The sequence below is a fragment of the Marisediminitalea oceani genome, assembly GCF_003731635.1.
Lineage (GTDB): Bacteria > Pseudomonadota > Gammaproteobacteria > Enterobacterales > Alteromonadaceae > Alteromonas > Alteromonas oceani.
Window position 1 is genome coordinate 1 of sequence record NZ_RCUA01000086.1, and the last position, 18,466, is coordinate 18,466.

Consider the following 18,466-nt stretch of genomic DNA (forward strand, 5'->3'; position numbering starts at 1 on the left):
GGGGACTATTTTACGGAGTGATTCTGTCTGGGGAAGACGGTCTAAATTGATCGCTTACTTTGCATTGCACCAAGGTAAGCTGGCCGTCCTTTCGAAGCTCTAAATCAATACCGCCATCGGCACCATAACCGCCTTCTGTTACTCGGTATCCCTGCCTGCGATAGGCTTCGGCAACCAATTCTTCAAAGTTACGCCAGTGCAAATCACGCACGGTTTGGATATTACGCTGGGTATCTAGTTGTATTGCCTTACGACGAGTATTCAAAAACGCAAAGGGGGCAGCAAGTAATATCAGGCCAGCAATATAAGGTGCGGGAATGACGAAGGCTTTAAACACCATGGCGGCAATTTGGTTATCGGTTTGAATAGATGGCAACACATGCGCCATCATCACATAGGCCGTGGCGGATACGAGTACTGATACCCACCAGGGTAACTCTACCAGTAGATCAATAAAGGTGGTTTTGTTTCTTGGCATTCACAAACATCCTTGTGTTAACTACCTAAAGTGTACTCTCTTGCTATAAAGAATAGGGTATATATCTCTATCGTGTAGTATTAAGCTAAAGCATCCCACTGCAACAACGAAAAATAAAGCGTGTGTCACTATGCAAGGAGGTGATAAATGGACGTGTATGTTGGCTTTTATGCCGCTAGCGCATAAACCTGCTAAAAGGCCTGAGTAACATAGCGACACATAAAGTTGAGGTGAAATTCGCTTTTGCTCAGCGGATCAAAGACATAATTTATTTGCAATAAACTAAAGTAAATTTGATTAATAGTGGATCATCCACTGACCCAATTCTCCAAGTGAATAATAGTCAAAGTGTAAAACACTACATTAAATCTGCATCGTCAATGAAGCCGACTGGTAGTCCATTTACCCTTTCAGAGCTAAAGTGAGCAATTATAAATCCAGATAGTTTGTCGACTATATGATCCGGAACATCATTGTCTACTAAGATGAACTGGCAAGTTTTATTTTGGTTTTCATACATTTCACTTAGTTTAATTATGTATTCGAACATATTTTGATATTTGTTAGGGTCAGATACTGCCTCCATACTGTCAGCAGCAGTGTCCGTTGAGTCTGGAGCATATTTTTGATCTTTTGTTTTCCCTAAATATTTTCCAACAGTATCTATCATAAGGAATGATGGGAAATTCATTGTACGATTCAGTGCTTCTTGCATTAACGAGCAAAGATATCCCACTCCAACAATTGTTCTTAAGCCACCGGATGTGATTCTTGCATAGTCAATATCTCTAACCTGTGGGAGAAATGTTTGTTCGTTAAACTTTATACCTGTTGGTGACTTTATTTTTACTGCTATCAGGTAGTCCCTGAGATTATCAGCTAGATCGCTCAAAACATTGCTCAATGAGGGGGTATTCTTACTTAACTCGGCTAGTTGTTCTTGTAATTGAGTGATTTTAGTTTCTAGCGAGTTGATAGATTTATTAAGAGTGCTGTGTTGGTTTCGTACTTTTAGTTTAGAAACAATATCTTTACGTTTTTGTTGTAATTCTCCTAGTTTACTCACATACATGTCCCTTTCAGCTAGGTATGGAGATGAAAGCTCTTTTGTATTCATTTCTTGTAGATGTATTGCATTTGTTTCTGCCAACTCCAGCTCAGCAAGCTTTACTTTATTTAATTCCCAAAGTCTCTTTGTTTCATGCGCAATACTTTCTGTTTCTCGTGCTCTTCTTTTAAGAGCATTTATCTCATGAGATATTTTTTCTTCATTCGCTACATCAAATCTCTCTCTGGCTATCTCAACGTTTAGCGTGTTGTCGCATACCGGACAGATTTCTATTTGTTGATTGACTTCGCCTATACCGTTCATCGCCGAAAGGGTAGCCATAAACTTGTTTATATCATTTAGATAATCGTTCTTTAACCTAGTAAACCTTTCTATCTTTGTTTCTTGTTCTCGCATTAACAGGGTTAGTGCTCTTTTTTCTAAAGATATTTTGTTCAATTCTGAACGAATGGTGTTATATACCTCGGTGTCGGCGATTTGCCTCTGGTTTAATTCTAAAATTTGCATGTTCAGATTTTCTATATCTGAATCAATATTTTCTATTTCTGCATCCAGAGATACCATTGAAGCAAACTCAGACTCCCTCAAAAAATCTGACACAGTTGAATATGTATCAACTAGTTTATTTTTTTGTTTGGTTTTCTCAGAAATTTGGTTTTGAATTTCGCTAATGTGGCTATCCAAAGCGTTAAAAATGTACTTAAAAACTTCTTTGTTTTTTGTTGCTACAGCCCAGTTTTCTGGATTGAAAAATCTTTTATCGCCAAGATTGTCTTGGTCAACGTAACAATATTTAAACAAGTCTCTGAAACTTAGCCTTGCTAACTTCGAGTCGTCCTTCGAGGGGGATTCTTTGAGTTTGATGTTTGGTAAATTTAACGCATCAAGAAGAAAATCTGAAAAGTAGCCTGAATCATCGCTACCAGATGGTTTCTGAAAATTAGGTAGATACTTACGGCAGCTATACTGCTCAACTTTATCAAATGGACATGTATAAACCTCTATAAGAGCATTCGGGTTGAATAAATCTCTTTTTATTGTATACCTGTCTTCATTTAAGGTTACATCGAGTGCCGCATATCTTGCTGCGGCGTCAATCTCCGGATATAAATTAAAATTTTTCGCTCCTAGAAGGTAGTCAATAAGATTTACTATAGTCGACTTACCAGTATTAGAGTCACCGTAGATTATATTTACACCGGGGTTGAAATTGACCGTGTAATTTTTCCTTCGTCCAACAACGATTAATTGATTAACTAAAATGCTACTTTCCATCAGAAATGATTTCCTTTTGCATTACTTGATTCAGAGCTTTGTTTAGAGATGAAGTACTTGAACTCAGAGTGGATTTGAGCGTGTCACATAACAGTCTTACTTCATAAAAATATTCCGTATTTAATTGATTCGCTTTCTCCAAGCCTGAATCAGATAACTTGTAGAAGAATCCATCTTTCTTTTTATAAATCACCGAGATCAAACTTTCACCAACCAATGTGGTAATTAACGCTTTGAGATTTCGCCTGTCAAAAAGTGGGTCTACATTTGACGAAATTGAAGTAACTGAATACGCGTCCTTTGGACTAATTAAAGCACTTCCTTTACCTAATACATTTAAAAATAGGTTGAGTTTGACTGGGTTCTTGACTAAATAGGTGTAGATATGTAATCGCTCATTATTAAGTTTTAGTGCCCCTCGAGAAGACTCCCCCAATGTTTGAGTGACAATAAGAACAATACCGAGGTTCAAATGAAAATTATCGTCAGGTGAAATGAAAGGCAGCATTATTTGGTATCATCCTTTGCTGAAAGGTTTCTCTCTTCTGACCACCAAATATCTTTCGAAAGATCATTTGCCATTTGATGCAACATGCCTTTTTTATGATAATTTTGAATTGCCGGCAACAGGCTTTTTAATAAAATTGAGTCCTGATCTGTAATTTTACTATGAACTTCAGCGAGCAGCTTTCCAGAGCTTTTATCTTCGTGAGCTAAGTATTTGTCGTAGCTGTCTTTATAGAGCTGCCTAATATTATCAAATAGCTTTTGTAGCTCTTTTCTCTCGTGTCTCGAGCTAAACAGTTTCCTCATATATTCAGCATTAAAAAAAAGCTCTTTTGCATTTCGCTGGGTCTCATCAGCGATATCAGCAACAATTAATTTGATTACAAAGACCTCTTTATCAAATTCTTTATCATCTGGCAGGCTTTGGAATCCTGCTTCATCTAATTTTGTACTTTTGTGTTCTTCAATAATGAAACGTGTGACGCTTTTACATATGAGTGCTTCGGCGTTTTCGGGTTTACATATTGAATTGTGGTCGGCTTGGACACTTACAATATCTTTTTCGATTTTGTCTATGGCTATAGCACTATGTTTAGTTACATACTGGTCATAGCTGCCATAAAAATATTTAGTTGTTGGTTTGAGGTCTAAGTTAACCCAGCTTTGATTTAGCGTATTGATGAATTGGCCGACGGGGTTCAGGTTATTAATCTGTAGATTTCCACTAATGATTCCTCCTAAAACGGCCATACTTGCCCCATTGTGTGGAACCGCGAGAGACAAGAAAAGACGAATCTTGGTAACTCCACTATCTTTTATTTCTTGGGTAATTAGATTTTTTGTAATCAACCCTCCCATACTATGGGCTATGACATAGATGTTGTCATATCCTTCCAAGGTAAACCTTAGGTGATTATGGAGGTCATTTGATAATTCACTTATCTCAAGGTTCTTTTCTTTAGTGTGAGTTTTACTTCGGATTATGCTCTTTAGCCATCTTGCTTTTTCTTTTGCTTGCGCAAAAAGGTCCAAAAGTGTGGTGAAGTAGCTATAAGAGGCTACATCAAATTGAGACTGGATGTCTGAATTTGCTAATAGTAAATTCGGAAATTCGTTGCCATTAGCATTCGTCCACGTATCTTCAGCGTCTCCCGTGAAACCATGAACAAACAGGATAAGGTTTTTACAATCGTCCCTGCGTTGATAAAATTTAAAATTCTGTCCCATCCCTTAAACCACGCATATAAAGTTAGTCATCCTTAAGAAACAACTGAAATAAGCATGTCAAATTACAAAAGAAGACTAAGTTATTGATAGGTAATATAATACACTTTAAATCGAAGTTGTGTAGAAAGTATGTAACGATTTGGTAACTGGTATTTTTTCAGCGCTAGCTGAGTTTGTTTTAATCAGGCACAAAAAAACCGACTCAAAGGTCGGTTTAGTTTGCTAAATCATCTTGCAAAGAATGGTACCAGAGGCCGGACTTGAACCGGCACAGTATTGCTACCGGCGGATTTTGAATCCGCTGCGTCTAACCATACACAAAGCGCAAATATAACAAAAAAGCCCCGACCATTTCTGATCAGGGCTTCTGTATGAATGGTGCCTCGACCCGGGATCGAACCAGGGACACGCGGATTTTCAATCCGCTGCTCTACCAACTGAGCTATCGAGGCACATAAACTGTGCAGTGTAAGCTTTAATTTTTCTTTGCAAAACTTTGCAAGCCAAATCGAAGTGCTTACTAACTTTATATCTCTTATCCTAACAGCTTAGTCCGGTTAGGCTGACTGAAAAAGCTTTCACTTTTCAATCCGCTGCTCTACCAACTGAGCTATCGAGGCGAAACTTGTTAGCAATTCGGCTGGTGCCGTGCTGCTGTGGGTGCGTATTTAACGAGTTTCGCGCTTTTAAGTCAACCACTTTTTTGAATATTTTAATCAACTGCGTGTTCTTTGCGCAATCTGTGCAAAATCACGGCTTTTTGGGCGGAACGTAGCCTTCAATCGTTGGTTCTTTACCTTCAAACAGAAAGGCTTCCATCTGTTCTTCAAGAAACTTGCGATCGCTGGGCTCCATCATATTAAGCTTTTTTTCGTTGATCAGCATGGTTTGCTTTTTCTGCCATTCGGCCCAGGCTTCTTTCGAGATGCTATCAAAAATACGTTTACCCAGTTCGCCCGGGTAAAGCTGGAAATCCAGTCCGTCTGCTTCTTTGTCGTAGTGTGCACAATGTACCGTTCTGGGCATTGTTATTCTCCGCATTAATTTATTGTGATTATAACTGTTTGGTTAAATCAGTGAGAAGTCTTTTTACCGGCGTAGGCACGCCCAGTTGCAATGGCTTATGTAACGACACCCAGCTGTGACCAGCCTCGGCAATCACCGCACTTAACGACTCGCAATGTAACAGCTTGGGCTGAATATCTAAATGATAGTGGCTGAAGGTGTGCCTGAATGGGGTAAGCAACTGCGCATCGAAATCACTGCCGATGAACTGCGCAACATCCTTTGGCACGGTGTCAACGTCCTGGCTTTCGATAAAACTCCAGAGTCCGCCCCAGATGCCTGTTGCCGGACGCTGCCTGAGTAACACGCTGCCCTGGTAGAACGGGATCCACATCACGGTGCTTTTTACCGGTAGGGTCTTTTTCGGCTTTTTGCCCGGGTAATCAGTCTGATTACCCTGCGCATAGGCAATGCAGTCACTTTGCAACGGGCAGCGATCGCAGGCCGGTTTGCTCCGGGTACAAATCATCGCGCCTAAATCCATCATCGCCTGGGTGTAATGATTTGTGCGGTTGTCCGGCGTATTCTGCGTAGCATACTGCCAGAGCTGTTCTTCTACCTGACGCTTGCCGGGCCAGCCCTCTACGGCATAATAACGAGCCAGTACACGCTTAACGTTGCCGTCGAGAATAGGGTGTGACTGACCGCAGGCGATGGATAAAATGGCACCCGCTGTAGAACGTCCAATACCCGGCAGCGCTACTACCTCATCCAGAGTAGGCGGGAACTCACCATTATATTGTGTGGCAATCTGCTGCGCCGCTTTATGCAGGTTACGCGCTCTGGCGTAATACCCCAGGCCGGTCCACAGATGTAGCACGTCGTCCTGCGGCGCCTCGGCCAACTCTATCACGGTGGGGAAACGCGCCATAAAGCGCTCAAAATACGGGATCACCGTGGTCACCTGCGTTTGTTGCAGCATGATCTCAGACACCCATACCCGGTAAGCAGAAATGGCCTGTTGCCAGGGCAGATGCTTACGACCATGTTCGTCAAACCAGTTTAATACCCGTGTAGAAAATGAATTCACAACTTTTTACTCCCAATTACTGCGGCGCAGTGTAACAGTGATTGCACCAATCCCGTAGAGCCTGATAGGCTCTGACCAACTTTTTCCCAGGAGCGTTTCATGCGATACGTTTTTTTACCCGGTACCCTATGTGATGAGCGTGTATGGCTGCCCGTCTGGAAGCAACTCAGTTTGTCTGCCCGTGCTTATGTACCGCTACAGTGGGCAAATAGTTTAGAAGAAATGTTAGCGCTCACCAGCGACCGCACCGACCCGGACGGTAAAAACCACCTGATTGGTTATTCCATGGGGGCCTATATCGCTGCCCTGTGGGCGCTTACCTATCCGGATAAAGTCGCCTCGCTAACGCTGATGGGCTACGCCCCTACCGGTTTGTCGGAACGAGAGTTAAAACGGCGTAAAACCCTACTGGAGCAGTTAAAAGGCGGCAAAGTGGATATCACGGCTAAAGCCTATCTGGCTAACATGATGCTACCAGAACACAGTGATGAGATACTGCCAATACTCACCGATATGGCCAGCGATTTAGGCACGGCGACATTACGGGCGCATGTACAAAGCACCACACCCAGAAAAGACCTCACCGCCAAGCTCGGCCAGCTCAACTGCCCGGTAAATTTAATTGCCGCCCGTCAGGACGCAGTGGCAACATTCCCGGCTATGGAAACCGCCCACCAACAAATTAAAGGTGCCCGGCTGCTGCCGGTTGAAGACAGCGGCCATATGATGATGCTGGAACAACCGGCAAGTGTGGCGGCGCTGCTAAACAAGCTATTGGCTTAAGCTAAGGTAACGGCTAAGAGCCTGCTGTGCGGAGGGAAACGCCAGTTTAAGCTCCGCACAGTCAGATAAGGGCCGCCAGCTAAAACCACTCACCTCACTGTTATCCACTTCGCAGGCCGGCTTATTGTGCAGTTCGGCAGCAAAGAAGATATCCATGGTGGGGTATACCAGTGTTTTATACGGGTATTGATTCGGCCAGGCCCCAAGGTATTGCAATGACTCGCCGGGATCGACTCCGGTCTCTTCCCTGCACTCACGACGCAGCGCCTGCTCTGCCGACTCATCGGGATTAACAAACCCGCCCGGCAAATCCCACTCGCCAGTAGCCGGAGCTTTACTACGCTTTACCAGCAACACGTGTTGCTGATACACCAGAATCCCGCCTACCGCGGCAGCCACATTGCGAAACACTTCAAACTGGCAGTGGCTGCACTGGTAACAGTTGTTGTCCTGACTGGTAAAAGTCCGCTGGCCGCACTTTGGGCAATAATGAGCTGACATTAGCTGAGTTTCCATTCGTTTAAGCTGGGTTTACGCTATCATACAACCAGCGACCCGTCGTGGCTGCACGCCAGACCGTTGCAATTTTGTACGCGTCGTGGATAATGCCGCGGCAATTAACAGGTGACAGACTATCATGGCAAAATTTAATTCCCAGGCCGAAGCCGAAGCGGCCGGCGTTTATATCAGTAAAGTAAAGAGTTTTGTGAAGCGCGAAGGGCGCTTAACCAAAGCCCAGGGCCGTGCGCTGGAAGAGTTCTGGCCAACTAAAGGTATCGAATACCAGAACGAGCCGCTGGATCTTGCTGCCGTATTTGGCCGTGATGCGCCGGTAGTCGTTGAAATCGGTTTTGGTATGGGTAAGTCACTGGTCACCATGGCTCATGAGGCCCCTGAGCTTAACTTTATTGGTATCGAAGTTCACCGTCCGGGCGTTGGGGCTTGTCTGGCCGATGCCGGTGAACTGGGCGTAGAGAATCTGCGCGTTATGGAGCATGATGCTGTTGAAGTGCTTAAAAACATGATCCCTGATGCCAGCCTGCATCGCCTGCAGTTGTTTTTCCCCGATCCCTGGCATAAAAAGCGCCACCACAAACGCCGTATCGTGCAGGCGGAATTTGCTGAATTGGTTCGCACCAAACTGGCTGTTGGCGGCACATTCCACATGGCCACAGACTGGGAGCCTTACGCAGAGCACATGGCCGAGGTGATGAACGCAGCCGAGGGCTACATTAACACCGCAGCCGAAGGTGATTACGTACCGCGCCCTGATTACCGCCCCACCACTAAGTTTGAGGTACGCGGCCAGAAACTCGGCCACGGCGTTTGGGATCTGATATACGAGCGCACAGCATGAGTCTGTCGCCACAAAGCCAGTTAATCCTGCGAAACGAAGAGCAGTTTGAGCAGGGTAACTGGCTGATTATCAATCCCGACGATGCGGCGCTATTCAGTGCGCTAAGTGACCTAAAACTCACAGTTTTGCATCAATATTACGATGTATTTAAACAGTGTGCCCGGCGTAGTGACGCGGCCCGTTTTGACAGTCGCGACCTGATTAGTAATAACGCTAATTTTGCCCTCACCGCCAGTTCTGGCAATCACACTCATACCTTTGCTCCAGTAGTTGATGATGTCGAAGCCATTACCGATGTGTTGATTTTTATGCCTAAAGCCAAAGCGCATCTGGCAATGCTGATGGCCATGGCAGCTGCGCTGGTTGGTGAAGGTAACCGGGTACACGTGATTGGCGAAAAACGCGGCGGCATAAAAAGTGCGGGTAAAACCATCCAATCTTACGGTGATGTAGATAAAATAGACTCTGCCCGTCATTGTAGTTGGTTAACCTGTCATCTCAACCAGGCGCCCGCTCCGTTTACCCTTAACAATTATATGAGCCGCGACACCTACAGCCGTAACGGTATTGAGTGGACCGTATGTTCCTTACCCGGTGTATTCAGTCATCGCGAGCTGGATGCAGGTACTGCCATGCTGCTGGATAAGCTGCCCTCGTCTCTGTCCGGCAAGGTTCTGGACTTTGCTTGTGGTGCCGGTGTTATTGCCAGCTACCTGTTATCTGCTGGCAGTAAGGCCAGTGTAGAGCTGCTGGATGTCAGTGCTCTGGCGCTATGGTGCAGCGCCCACACGTTGCATGAGAATAATCAGCAAGGCGTTATTATCGCCACCGACACACTGCAGGGTATCAGCGCTAAGTACCAGACGGTTGTAACAAATCCGCCGTTTCATACCGGGGTTAAAACCGATTACCGCATCAGCCGTGAATTTATTCAGGCCACCCGGCAACATCTGCAGCCAAAGGGAAAACTCTATCTGGTCGCCAACCGCTTTTTACCCTATGCGGAATTGCTCGCGGAACAATTTTCAAGCCCATCAGTGCTCACCCAGGACAATCGATTTTCTGTGTATTTTGCACAAAGTTAGCGTTTAAATCCCTGTCTTGTGTGATAATTTGTGTAAAGCATCAAATTAAACGCTGGAGAGTAGTGTGAACATTGTTTTTGCGATTTCTGAAGTTGAAGAGCTGGTCAAAACCGGTGGCCTGGCCGATGTGGGCAAAGCACTGCCTCTGGCACTGAAATCGCCCGAGCATACCGTTAGCGTATTTATGCCCTATTACCGGGCCATCGCCGAGCAATTCTCACTTTCTGAAGCCTGTAGCAGCCAGACCCTGTTTGCCGAAAGTAAGGTTTACCACTATGCCGTTCGTCAGCTTAACTGGCACGGTATCGACGTTTACTTTATTGACTACCCTGAATACTTCGACCGGGAAGGTTTGTATAATAGTGCGTATGAAGCCTATAACGACAACGGCGAGCGCTTCAGTTTCTTCTGCGGTGCGGTATTAAGTGCGATTCAGGCGCTTGGCATGGCGCCGGATATCATCCACTGCCATGACTGGCATACCGCCATGCTGCCGTTTTTATTACGCAGCGATCGCAGCGGCTATTTCAGCAACACGCGTTCGGTATTTACCATTCACAATGCCGCGTTTCAGGGTGTGCACCGGATTGAAGAAATTCCGTACCTGCGCCATCATCCGGCTATTTTTGAGCAGGTCCATGGCGGCTACATCAACTTTTTGCAATCCGCCATCGAATGCGCAGATAAAATTACTACAGTAAGCCCTAATTATGCCTCGGAGCTCCTTACCGACCTAGGCAGCCATGGCCTGCATGACCGGCTTATGCAGCGCAGCAACGACTTATCCGGTATCTTAAATGGTTGTGACTACAGCCAGTGGGATCCAATGACCGACCCTTATATTCCGGCCCACTTCAACGCGGATGATGTGAGTGGCAAGGCAGAATGTAAGCAGGCCCTGCAACGTAAATCCGGCCTGCCGGCGGAGCCTAACGTGCCTGTGTTTGGTATGGTATGTCGGCTTACCGAACAGAAAGGTTTTGGGTATCTTATTCCTATTCTTGATCGCCTAATCCGCCACAAACTGCAACTGGTTATTATTGGCACCGGCGATCCCAGGGTTTGTCAGGATCTTGGCGAGTTTGCCGAGCAACATCCCCTGCAGTTCTCCTTTATTAATGGTTTCAGTACCGAACATGCCCACCTGATTGAAGCTGGCGCTGATTTCTTTTTGATGCCTTCTCAGTTTGAGCCTTGCGGTCTTAACCAGATGTACAGCCTGGCCTATGGCACTGTGCCTATTGTACGCGCGGTCGGAGGTCTTAAAGATACTGTGGTCGATCCCGAATACGCTCCGGATGCGGCAACCGGTTTTGTATTTGAAGAGCCCAGCGGCGAGGCTTTACTCAGCTGTATTCGCCGAGCACTGTTAACTTACTACGAATGTCCGGTGACTTTCCGTGCTATGCAGCAAAAGGGCATGCACACTCGTTTTACCTGGCAGGAAGCCGCTGAACAATATCTGGCTCTCTACCAGAGCATCAATTAATGTCGCCACGGGCTTTAATACTAATAGTAGCCTGTATATTGGCGAGTCCTGCGGTATGGGCGGAGGTGCCTGAGGAATGTATTCAGGCACCGGAGCGACAAACCTACTGCCCTCACACCCTGTATCGGGTAGCGCGCGTAGCAGTGCCGTCACTGGCCATTAATCAGGGCGGAATGGTGTGCCTGTGTTTATCCGACCTCACCGATTTACCGGTCAGCCGTCAACAAGCTGCCTTTACCAATATTGCCCGCGAGTATGCGCTGCCACCGCAGGCACTTTTTAAGCTTCTGGAAATACCAGCACCAGACTGGGCAGCAGAAAATAACCAATAGTCTGGCACAAATAGGGCTTTTATAACCCAAAATCACACCTTTAAGCCCCCGCAATACTTTATTTTTTAGCCTTTATGAGCCACTATTAAATGACTAATCCTTGTGGGCTTATTTAACCTTCTCATGTCGCTGTCGGCCGCCAGACTTTCGATTAAAAGTATCATGATATGGCTCGTTATTGTCGTATCGGGCAGCGCTATGTTGTTATCCACCCTGGTGACAAACTATCTGCAACACGCAGAGGTAAAAGAGCAACTGCTACAAAACGTGCGTTCACTGGCCGATATGGTAGCCAGTAATGTGCGTCCCATCATGGCTGTCACGCCCACCGATTTAGACGAGGAGATGAATCGCAGCGATCAGCTCGCCAATATGCTGCAAGGGCTCGATAGTTTTCCGGACGTATTAAACGCGCATATCTATAGTGCTCTGATAAATGGCCAGACGCCGCAAATGCTCGCGTTATATACCAAATCAACCAGTACCGCCGCCAAGAGCAAGATCAATGACATGGCGCGCTACTTCACTGCCCGGTTAGACGAAGATAATCAGGTAATAGAAATAATCCGTCCCATTAACATAGAAGAACAAACCCTGGGCTATGTCTACGTGCGGATGTCATCCGAATCTTTTTTCAGCTACGTCAGTGGCACCCGAATGGTGCAAGTGGCCACAATAGTGCTGATTATCATTGCCGCTTTTCTGGTTGCGCTTAAATACGGCCAGATGTTGGCTAATCCGATCCAGGATACCAACCTGATGCTGCAGAAGGTTGCCCGCAGTCGCGACTACTCCCTGAGATTCTCAGCCAGCAATGTCCGCGAGTACGACCATATGCTCGATTCCATTAACATTTTACTGTCGCGGGTTGAGGAATATATCAGCAAACAGCAGCAGGCCGAGCGTGAATTACAAACCCTCAACAGCCGTCTTGAAGAAGAAGTTAATCAACGCACCATCGCGCTGAAGAGCGCAAACAACGAACTGATTCAGACTCTCGAGAAACTACACCAGTTTCAGCGCCAGATTGTAGAAAACGAGAAGATGGCGTCACTCGGCGATATGGTTGCAGGCGTTGCCCATGAAGTAAATACGCCCATTGGACTGGGTATTACTGCCTCGACCATGATGCTCGACAGGCTGGCGGTTATCGATCAGCAGTTTAAGGATAAAACGCTCAAGGCCAGTGCCATGGAGCGCTTTATTAATGAAAGCCGGGAAAACCTGAATATTATTTACCGCAACCTCGACCGTGCCGCGCAATTAATCTCGAGCTTTAAACAGGTAGCGGTGGATCAAACCAGTGAAGAAGCCCGGGAAGTCAATGTTAAGCAGTTGATTGAAGAAACCCTGATGTCGATGCGGCCGCGGCTGAAAAAGGTAACCCATACCATTAATATTGATTGCTCAGAAACCCTTAATGTTATGTGCAAAGCCGGGCCGTTAAATCAGATTTTGATCAATTTAATCATGAATTCACTGATCCACGCCTTCGAAACGGTTGAAAACGGCAAAATTGACGTCATAGCTAGGTTGACGGATGACCAAAAACTGAAAATAATTTACAAGGATAACGGAAGCGGTATACCAACAAGCATCAAGAAGCGTATTTTTGATCCCTTTGTTACAACAAAACGTGGCCAGGGCGGCTCCGGGTTAGGGATGCATTTAGTATTTAACTTGGTAACGCAGGCGCTTAATGGCAATATAAAGTTAGAAAGCGAAGAAGGAAACGGCGTTGAGTTTACGCTAACGTTCCCGGTAACAGTAAAAAAACCATAAAACCGTTATTTAACACATTTTTTCTTGGACTTAACCTGCCCTTAAGCGTACTTTTACGAATGTGGCAATTAATTTGCAAGATAAAAAGATCGATAACAATAAAATCTGATAAACTTTGTACAGAGTACTAATTTTTGTAAATAGAGTGTGAACATGCAGACGCCCAACATATTAATAGTAGAAGATGAAGTGGTCACCCGAACCACATTGAAAAGTTTGTTTGAAGCCGAAGGGTATAACGTTTTCGAAGCCGAAAACGGCGAACAAATGCATGATTTTTTTGAAAATCACACAATCAATCTGGTTATCATGGACATTAACCTGCCTGGTAAAAACGGATTGATTCTCGCTCGCGAAGTACGCGACCGTAAAAATATCGGCCTGATTTTCTTAACTGGTCGTGATAACGACGTGGATCGTATCCTGGGTCTGGAAATTGGTGCAGACGATTATCTCACCAAACCATTCAACCCACGTGAGCTGACCATCCGCGCACGTAACCTGCTGAGCCGCACCACCAGCAGCACTGAAGACGATGATTTACCAAGCCGTGTTAGCTTTAACGGCTGGACTCTGGACGGCGACAGCCGCTCTCTGATTGCGCCTAGCGGTAATGAATTCCGCCTGCCACGCAGTGAGTTCCGTGCTTTACACCTGTTCCTGAGCAACCCTGGTAAGATCCTTACCCGTGAACAGCTGATTATGGAAATGACCGGCCGTGAACTGCGTCCGAACGACCGTACCGTGGATGTTACCATTCGCCGTATTCGTAAGCATTTTGAATCAGAGCCAAATGAAGAAGAATTGATCGTCACCATTCACGGTGAAGGCTATCGCTTCTGTGGTTCGGTAGACAGCTAAAACACCCCCAAAACGCTCATTTACGTACTGGGACAACAGCACAGGCATTAGCTTGTTGCTGTTGTTTTAGTGTCTGCGATTTACTACATCATTCGTTCCTGAGACGACCCTACCCGGTCACCAACTTGCCTGACAAACTTACTCAGGTTCAATCATTAGTTGTTGATGCAGTTGTTGAATCTCCAGTGGATAGGTTGATGGTACTTTTGTGTCTACCAACGGCGTAAGAAATTTACGTGCTTCTTCACGCATGCCCAGCGCGTTGAGAGTATGAGCGAGAAAATATTGGGTATCGGCATCCTGACCATTGCGGGTATATGCCTCGCGCAACAGTTTAAGGCCGCTTTCCATGCGGTTACGCTGCACCAGCCCCCAGCCTTTTAGCGCCAGAATATAAGGATCGGCCGGGTTAATCGCCTCAGCAGTGTCGACATACTCAATCGCTTTTTGTGGCTCGAAGTGAAAATATATCTGGGCGAGACGGCGCGCGTAGCCAGCTTTCCTGGAATCTTCTACCGCAGTCAGGTAGAGCGCTTCATAGTGAGGTACAGCCTCTTTGAAACGCTGTTCATAATAATAATACTGGCCCAGCAAACTGCGGCTAAATATGGAATCAGGCGCTACAGCCACCCGCTTTTTAAGCGCTTCCTCGAAAGCATCTTTGCCAATATCAAACCGGGTTAAGCCATATAATTTGGCGTAGGCAAGTTCAAATTCAGGATTTAACTGTAAGGCATGATGATAATATTCACTGGCCTTAACCGCCTGTCCCTGCTGCTCTGCAAGGCGTCCTTTTACTAACCATAATTCAGGAATATTGTTAAAATCTGAGGCTGCCCGAAGTACCTTTGCCGCCTCCTCAGTCTGATTCTGATTAAGGTATATCTCGGCCAGTTTTATCGGTGGTAAGGGATCATCAGGATTAATATGCCGGGCCTGCTGCAATGATTTAATCGCCAGACGCTGATTACCTGACTGAATGCTTATATTGGCAATTCCCAGCAACAAGGTAGCATCACCGTTACTCAGTGGCAGCGCTTTGTAGAGATCCAGGTCAGCCCGATTTGACTCTTGTTGAGACACATAAAGCTGCGCGCGTCTTAGCAAGTTTCTGGCAGTATCATGCTCCAGTTCTATGAGCCTGGAAAGCATTTTGATGACACCCGCCGTATCACCCTCTCGCTGATAGATGGCTATCAGGCTTTCAATCACTGAACGTTCGGTACTGTCTTGTTTATACAAGCTTTCATAACGTTCTTTGGCCAACTCTGTTTGGCCAGACGAAAGTAACATGCCGGCATACATTTGTTGCAATGGTAGTTGAGCGGGATATTGCGTCGCCAGTTCCTCAACGCTTTGTAAAGCTGTGCTTTGATTGCCCTGGTAAAAATCCAGCCAGGCCAGGTTAGCCCGGGCCGGTACCATGTTGGGATCCCGGCTCAGCGCATTTTCAAATGCCACTCTGGCATTACCGGCGTTTCCCGACATCAGGTGCAGGGTACCTTTAAAATTATACCAGACCTGCGCCTGTGCTGAGTGGTGTAACTGCTGTTCCACCACACTTAGCGCTTTTGAGTAATCGCCGGCAAAACTCAGGGCCACTGCTGATACGCGGGCCACCTCTTCTGACTCCGGAAAGGTCTGCAGCAATTTATCCAGTCGTTGCATTGCACGGTCTTGCATACCCCGGGCAAACAGGATTTTGACTTCCAGCAACCCTGTTTCCAGACGCTGTGGATACCGCTCAGCAAAACTGCGCCAGGCCGGTAGTGCTTTAAATACCTTACCGTCTTCTATAAACAGTTCAATCAGCAGTGCCATGGACTCTGGCGCTTCTGCCAGCAACGTATCCTGTTCCGGCTCCAACAGGCCGATCGCCTGCACGGGTTGCTTTAACGCAACATGCGTTCTGGCCAGTAGCGTTAATGTCTGCGGGTAAAAGGCCCGCTCTTTGACTAAAAAAGTGAATGCCTTGAGGGCTTGTTCGTAACTTCCGGACTGATAAGCAATTAAGCCTTCCAGATAATACAGGGTTTGATCACTTGCCTTGGTAGTTTTATCCAGTTGTTCGATACGTGCTTTATAAGTTGTGAGGATTTCAGCGTATTTGTCATTCGGGTTCAGGCTGTTGCGCACCAACATGGCGAAAGGATCTTCCGGTGTCAGGCTAAGAATAAGATCCAGCGTATTGGCCGCTTCCGAGCGTTGATTAGCAGCAAGATAAATATCTACCAGCGTGCGTAACACCAACGGATCCTGTGGTGCAAGCACAGAAGCTTTATCCACAAAGGCAAGCGCCTCGTCATAACGTTGTTGATAAAGCGCTAATCGGCCACTAGCCAGCAGTAACCGAATGTCGTTGCGTGCCATAGAGGCAGCTAATTCAAGTTGTTTTTCTGCTTCCTGCCAGGCCTTGTTTTCAATCGCCAGCTCGGCAAAGCCCAGTGCTGCTTCGAAGTCTTCCCCCAGCAACTTAAGAGCGGAGTAACTTTCTCTGGCACAGTTGTCATTGTGAGTTTCCCGACAAGCCACTGCGCGCTGTTTCAGCCAGTCTGCACGCATAGCTGGCGTGAAAGACTTAAAACCGGTGAAGCTGATTAACGATTCAAACTGCCTTGCTGCAATCAGTGACCTTGACCACTCTCGGGCAAAGAGTTCAGCGTCAGCCCCTTGCTCAAGGGCCTGTTGGAAGGTGTCTACAGCCAGGTTATAGCGGCTATACTCAGTTTGTATTTTGCCCAGCAGGGTGAGTGCAGGCAGATAATCGGGGAGTTGCTGACGGCATCTTTTCAGATAAATTAGTGCTTCTTCGGAATTACCGTCGAGGTAGGCAAACTCTGCTTTCTCGCAGTCAATCACTACAGCTTCAGCTTGCTGACTTTGCGCCAGCCCCTGTGCAAGAAAACCACACCAACATAAAGCAGCAAAAAATAAACGTCCGGTCACATTAATACAACTCACAAGCGGTTAACCTGGAACATCTGCAAGGGTTCGGCAGACAATAGCTCACCCGTGCCTGACGGATGAGCCCGGAGAATTCATACCGCGGCGTGCTTACGACGCTTACGCATGACTAACAACACTCCGCCAAACAACAAGACTGCTGCTGAAGGTGCTGATACCGGCGTTTGTTCGTCCTGCGGGGGTTCGTAGGTAAAAAGTTTATTATGAACTTCTACACCACCTGTATAAGACAGTGCGGCGATACCACCATCCAGGCTACCGGTATAGCTGGTGATATCAGCGTAAGGCGCCAATACTGAGCCATTCCAGCCATCACCATTAAAGTTAAGACCGGTGTAGTCGTAGAAATTCCAAAGCACCAGTGGCGAAACCGTGCTCTTGTCGAAATTGCCCTGTGCTTTCGCATTGATATTCAGTGTGCCGCTACCTGATACGTTAATGATCATAGGTACGCTTGGCGTAAAGCCAAACTCCAGGCCACCGCTTTGTAAATCATTACCGTTAATATTAAACACCAGCAAATCATCGCTACTGGATGATTCAAACAGTTTTTTGTTCATGTCTGATGTATTGAACGTACCGTTTGCGGCCAATGTCTGGTAATAATCACTGTCATCAATCACGCTTTGATAGATTGCATCGAAGCGAGTTTGCAGTAAGCCCTGAGCCAATTGGAACGCACTGCCAGTGCCGTTGTTAATCAGAGTTGTTGAACCCGCGCTGCCACCGTAAATGATATTCCCGGTCTGCGTTTTAACATCGTTTGCAGTGATATCACCAACGACGGTTACTGCATCAACCAGAGGATCGGCCGGAATACGGCTTCCGACATCCAGCGACTTGCCAGCCATATTAATATCACCACCAATCATGATCCGCCCTTCAATATCGCTGGACGTACTCAGATCGTTTTTCAATATTAAGTTGTAAGTACCAACGTTATCTACCGAAGCGAAGCCAGATGCAGCATAAGCACATAAAACGAGACCACTAATACGACTTAACATTTTCATTTTATTAAATTTTTCATCAAAGGTTGGACTGGCCTGATTAATGCAAAATACAAACCATAAAGTTAACCCCTTGTTTTGTAATACATTACGACAAAGAGAACAGACCAGTTACCCTAAAGTGTAAAAGATACCGACAAAAAAGCCTGCGA

At 46.1% G+C, this 18,466-nt stretch carries 15 protein-coding genes, 1 tRNA gene and 1 pseudogene; 7 read left to right on the top strand and 10 right to left on the bottom strand.

The window, feature by feature from the left end:
- Nucleotides 1–58: 58 nt before the first annotated feature.
- The 7 genes and pseudogenes from D9T21_RS20975 to mutY all read right to left on the bottom strand — a co-directional run.
- Nucleotides 59–478: pseudogene (locus tag D9T21_RS20975) on the bottom strand (restriction endonuclease); the annotation flags it as partial.
- Between the two features lie 358 nt (nt 479–836).
- Nucleotides 837–2,822: a hypothetical protein gene (locus D9T21_RS20980; RefSeq protein WP_123327126.1), complete on the bottom strand. Its 1,986-nt coding sequence runs from the start codon at nt 2,820–2,822 to the stop codon at nt 837–839.
- Nucleotides 2,812–3,330, bottom strand: coding sequence for an ABC-three component system middle component 4 (locus tag D9T21_RS20985; RefSeq protein WP_123327127.1), 519 nt, complete (start codon nt 3,328–3,330; stop codon nt 2,812–2,814). Before D9T21_RS20985 ends, D9T21_RS20980 begins: the two co-directional genes overlap by 11 nt.
- Complete coding sequence (locus D9T21_RS20990; RefSeq protein WP_123327128.1) at nt 3,330–4,556, bottom strand: ABC-three component system protein; 1,227 nt, start codon at nt 4,554–4,556, stop codon at nt 3,330–3,332. Before D9T21_RS20990 ends, D9T21_RS20985 begins: the two co-directional genes overlap by 1 nt.
- A 376-nt stretch (nt 4,557–4,932) precedes the next feature.
- Nucleotides 4,933–5,008: transfer RNA gene (locus D9T21_RS21000), tRNA-Phe, on the bottom strand.
- A gap of 298 nt (nt 5,009–5,306) precedes the next feature.
- Complete coding sequence (locus D9T21_RS21005; RefSeq protein WP_123327129.1) at nt 5,307–5,582, bottom strand: oxidative damage protection protein; 276 nt, start codon at nt 5,580–5,582, stop codon at nt 5,307–5,309.
- A 28-nt stretch (nt 5,583–5,610) separates the two neighbouring features.
- Nucleotides 5,611–6,651 carry an A/G-specific adenine glycosylase gene (gene mutY, locus D9T21_RS21010; protein WP_123327130.1) on the bottom strand — a complete coding sequence of 347 codons (1,041 nt, stop codon included), beginning with the start codon at nt 6,649–6,651 and terminating at the stop codon, nt 5,611–5,613.
- A 99-nt stretch (nt 6,652–6,750) separates the two neighbouring features.
- On the opposite strand from mutY, the gene D9T21_RS21015 reads away from it, so the two are divergent.
- Nucleotides 6,751–7,434, top strand: a complete 684-nt coding sequence (locus tag D9T21_RS21015; RefSeq protein WP_123327131.1) for an alpha/beta fold hydrolase — start codon at nt 6,751–6,753, stop codon at nt 7,432–7,434.
- Here the strand turns inward: D9T21_RS21015 and D9T21_RS21020 are convergent.
- On the bottom strand, nt 7,423–7,935 hold the full coding sequence (locus D9T21_RS21020) for an NUDIX hydrolase (RefSeq protein WP_164464794.1): 513 nt from the start codon (nt 7,933–7,935) through the stop codon (nt 7,423–7,425). The two genes, D9T21_RS21015 and D9T21_RS21020, sit on opposite strands and share 12 nt — an antisense overlap.
- Nucleotides 7,936–8,071: 136 nt before the next feature.
- On the opposite strand from D9T21_RS21020, the gene trmB reads away from it, so the two are divergent.
- The 6 genes from trmB to arcA all read left to right on the top strand — a co-directional run bounded on the left by trmB (nt 8,072) and on the right by arcA (nt 14,340).
- Complete coding sequence (trmB, locus tag D9T21_RS21025; protein WP_123327133.1) at nt 8,072–8,791, top strand: tRNA (guanosine(46)-N7)-methyltransferase TrmB; 720 nt, start codon at nt 8,072–8,074, stop codon at nt 8,789–8,791.
- Entirely contained in the window at nt 8,788–9,876 is a 1,089-nt protein-coding gene (locus D9T21_RS21030) for a methyltransferase (RefSeq protein ID WP_123327134.1), read from the top strand. The genes trmB and D9T21_RS21030 overlap by 4 nt, the downstream gene beginning before the upstream one ends.
- Before the next feature lie 64 nt (nt 9,877–9,940).
- Nucleotides 9,941–11,365, top strand: coding sequence for a glycogen synthase GlgA (gene glgA / locus D9T21_RS21035; protein ID WP_123327135.1), 1,425 nt, complete (start codon nt 9,941–9,943; stop codon nt 11,363–11,365).
- A 38-nt stretch (nt 11,366–11,403) separates the two neighbouring features.
- A complete protein-coding gene (locus D9T21_RS21040) occupies nt 11,404–11,697 on the top strand; it encodes a hypothetical protein (protein WP_164464795.1) in 294 nt (97 codons plus the stop codon).
- A gap of 198 nt (nt 11,698–11,895) precedes the next feature.
- A complete protein-coding gene (locus D9T21_RS21045; RefSeq protein WP_241155781.1) occupies nt 11,896–13,479 on the top strand; it encodes a sensor histidine kinase in 1,584 nt (527 codons plus the stop codon).
- 153 nt (nt 13,480–13,632) lie between these two features.
- On the top strand, nt 13,633–14,340 hold the full coding sequence (gene arcA / locus D9T21_RS21050) for a two-component system response regulator ArcA (protein WP_070178677.1): 708 nt from the start codon (nt 13,633–13,635) through the stop codon (nt 14,338–14,340).
- 138 nt (nt 14,341–14,478) lie between these two features.
- Here arcA and D9T21_RS21055 read toward each other — a convergent pair whose 3' ends face one another.
- Both D9T21_RS21055 and D9T21_RS21060 read right to left on the bottom strand, forming a co-directional pair.
- Nucleotides 14,479–17,301, bottom strand: a complete 2,823-nt coding sequence (locus D9T21_RS21055; RefSeq protein WP_123327137.1) for a tetratricopeptide repeat protein — start codon at nt 17,299–17,301, stop codon at nt 14,479–14,481.
- A 77-nt stretch (nt 17,302–17,378) separates the two neighbouring features.
- Nucleotides 17,379–18,317: a choice-of-anchor A family protein gene (locus D9T21_RS21060; protein WP_123327138.1), complete on the bottom strand. Its 939-nt coding sequence runs from the start codon at nt 18,315–18,317 to the stop codon at nt 17,379–17,381.
- Nucleotides 18,318–18,466 lie beyond the last annotated feature (149 nt).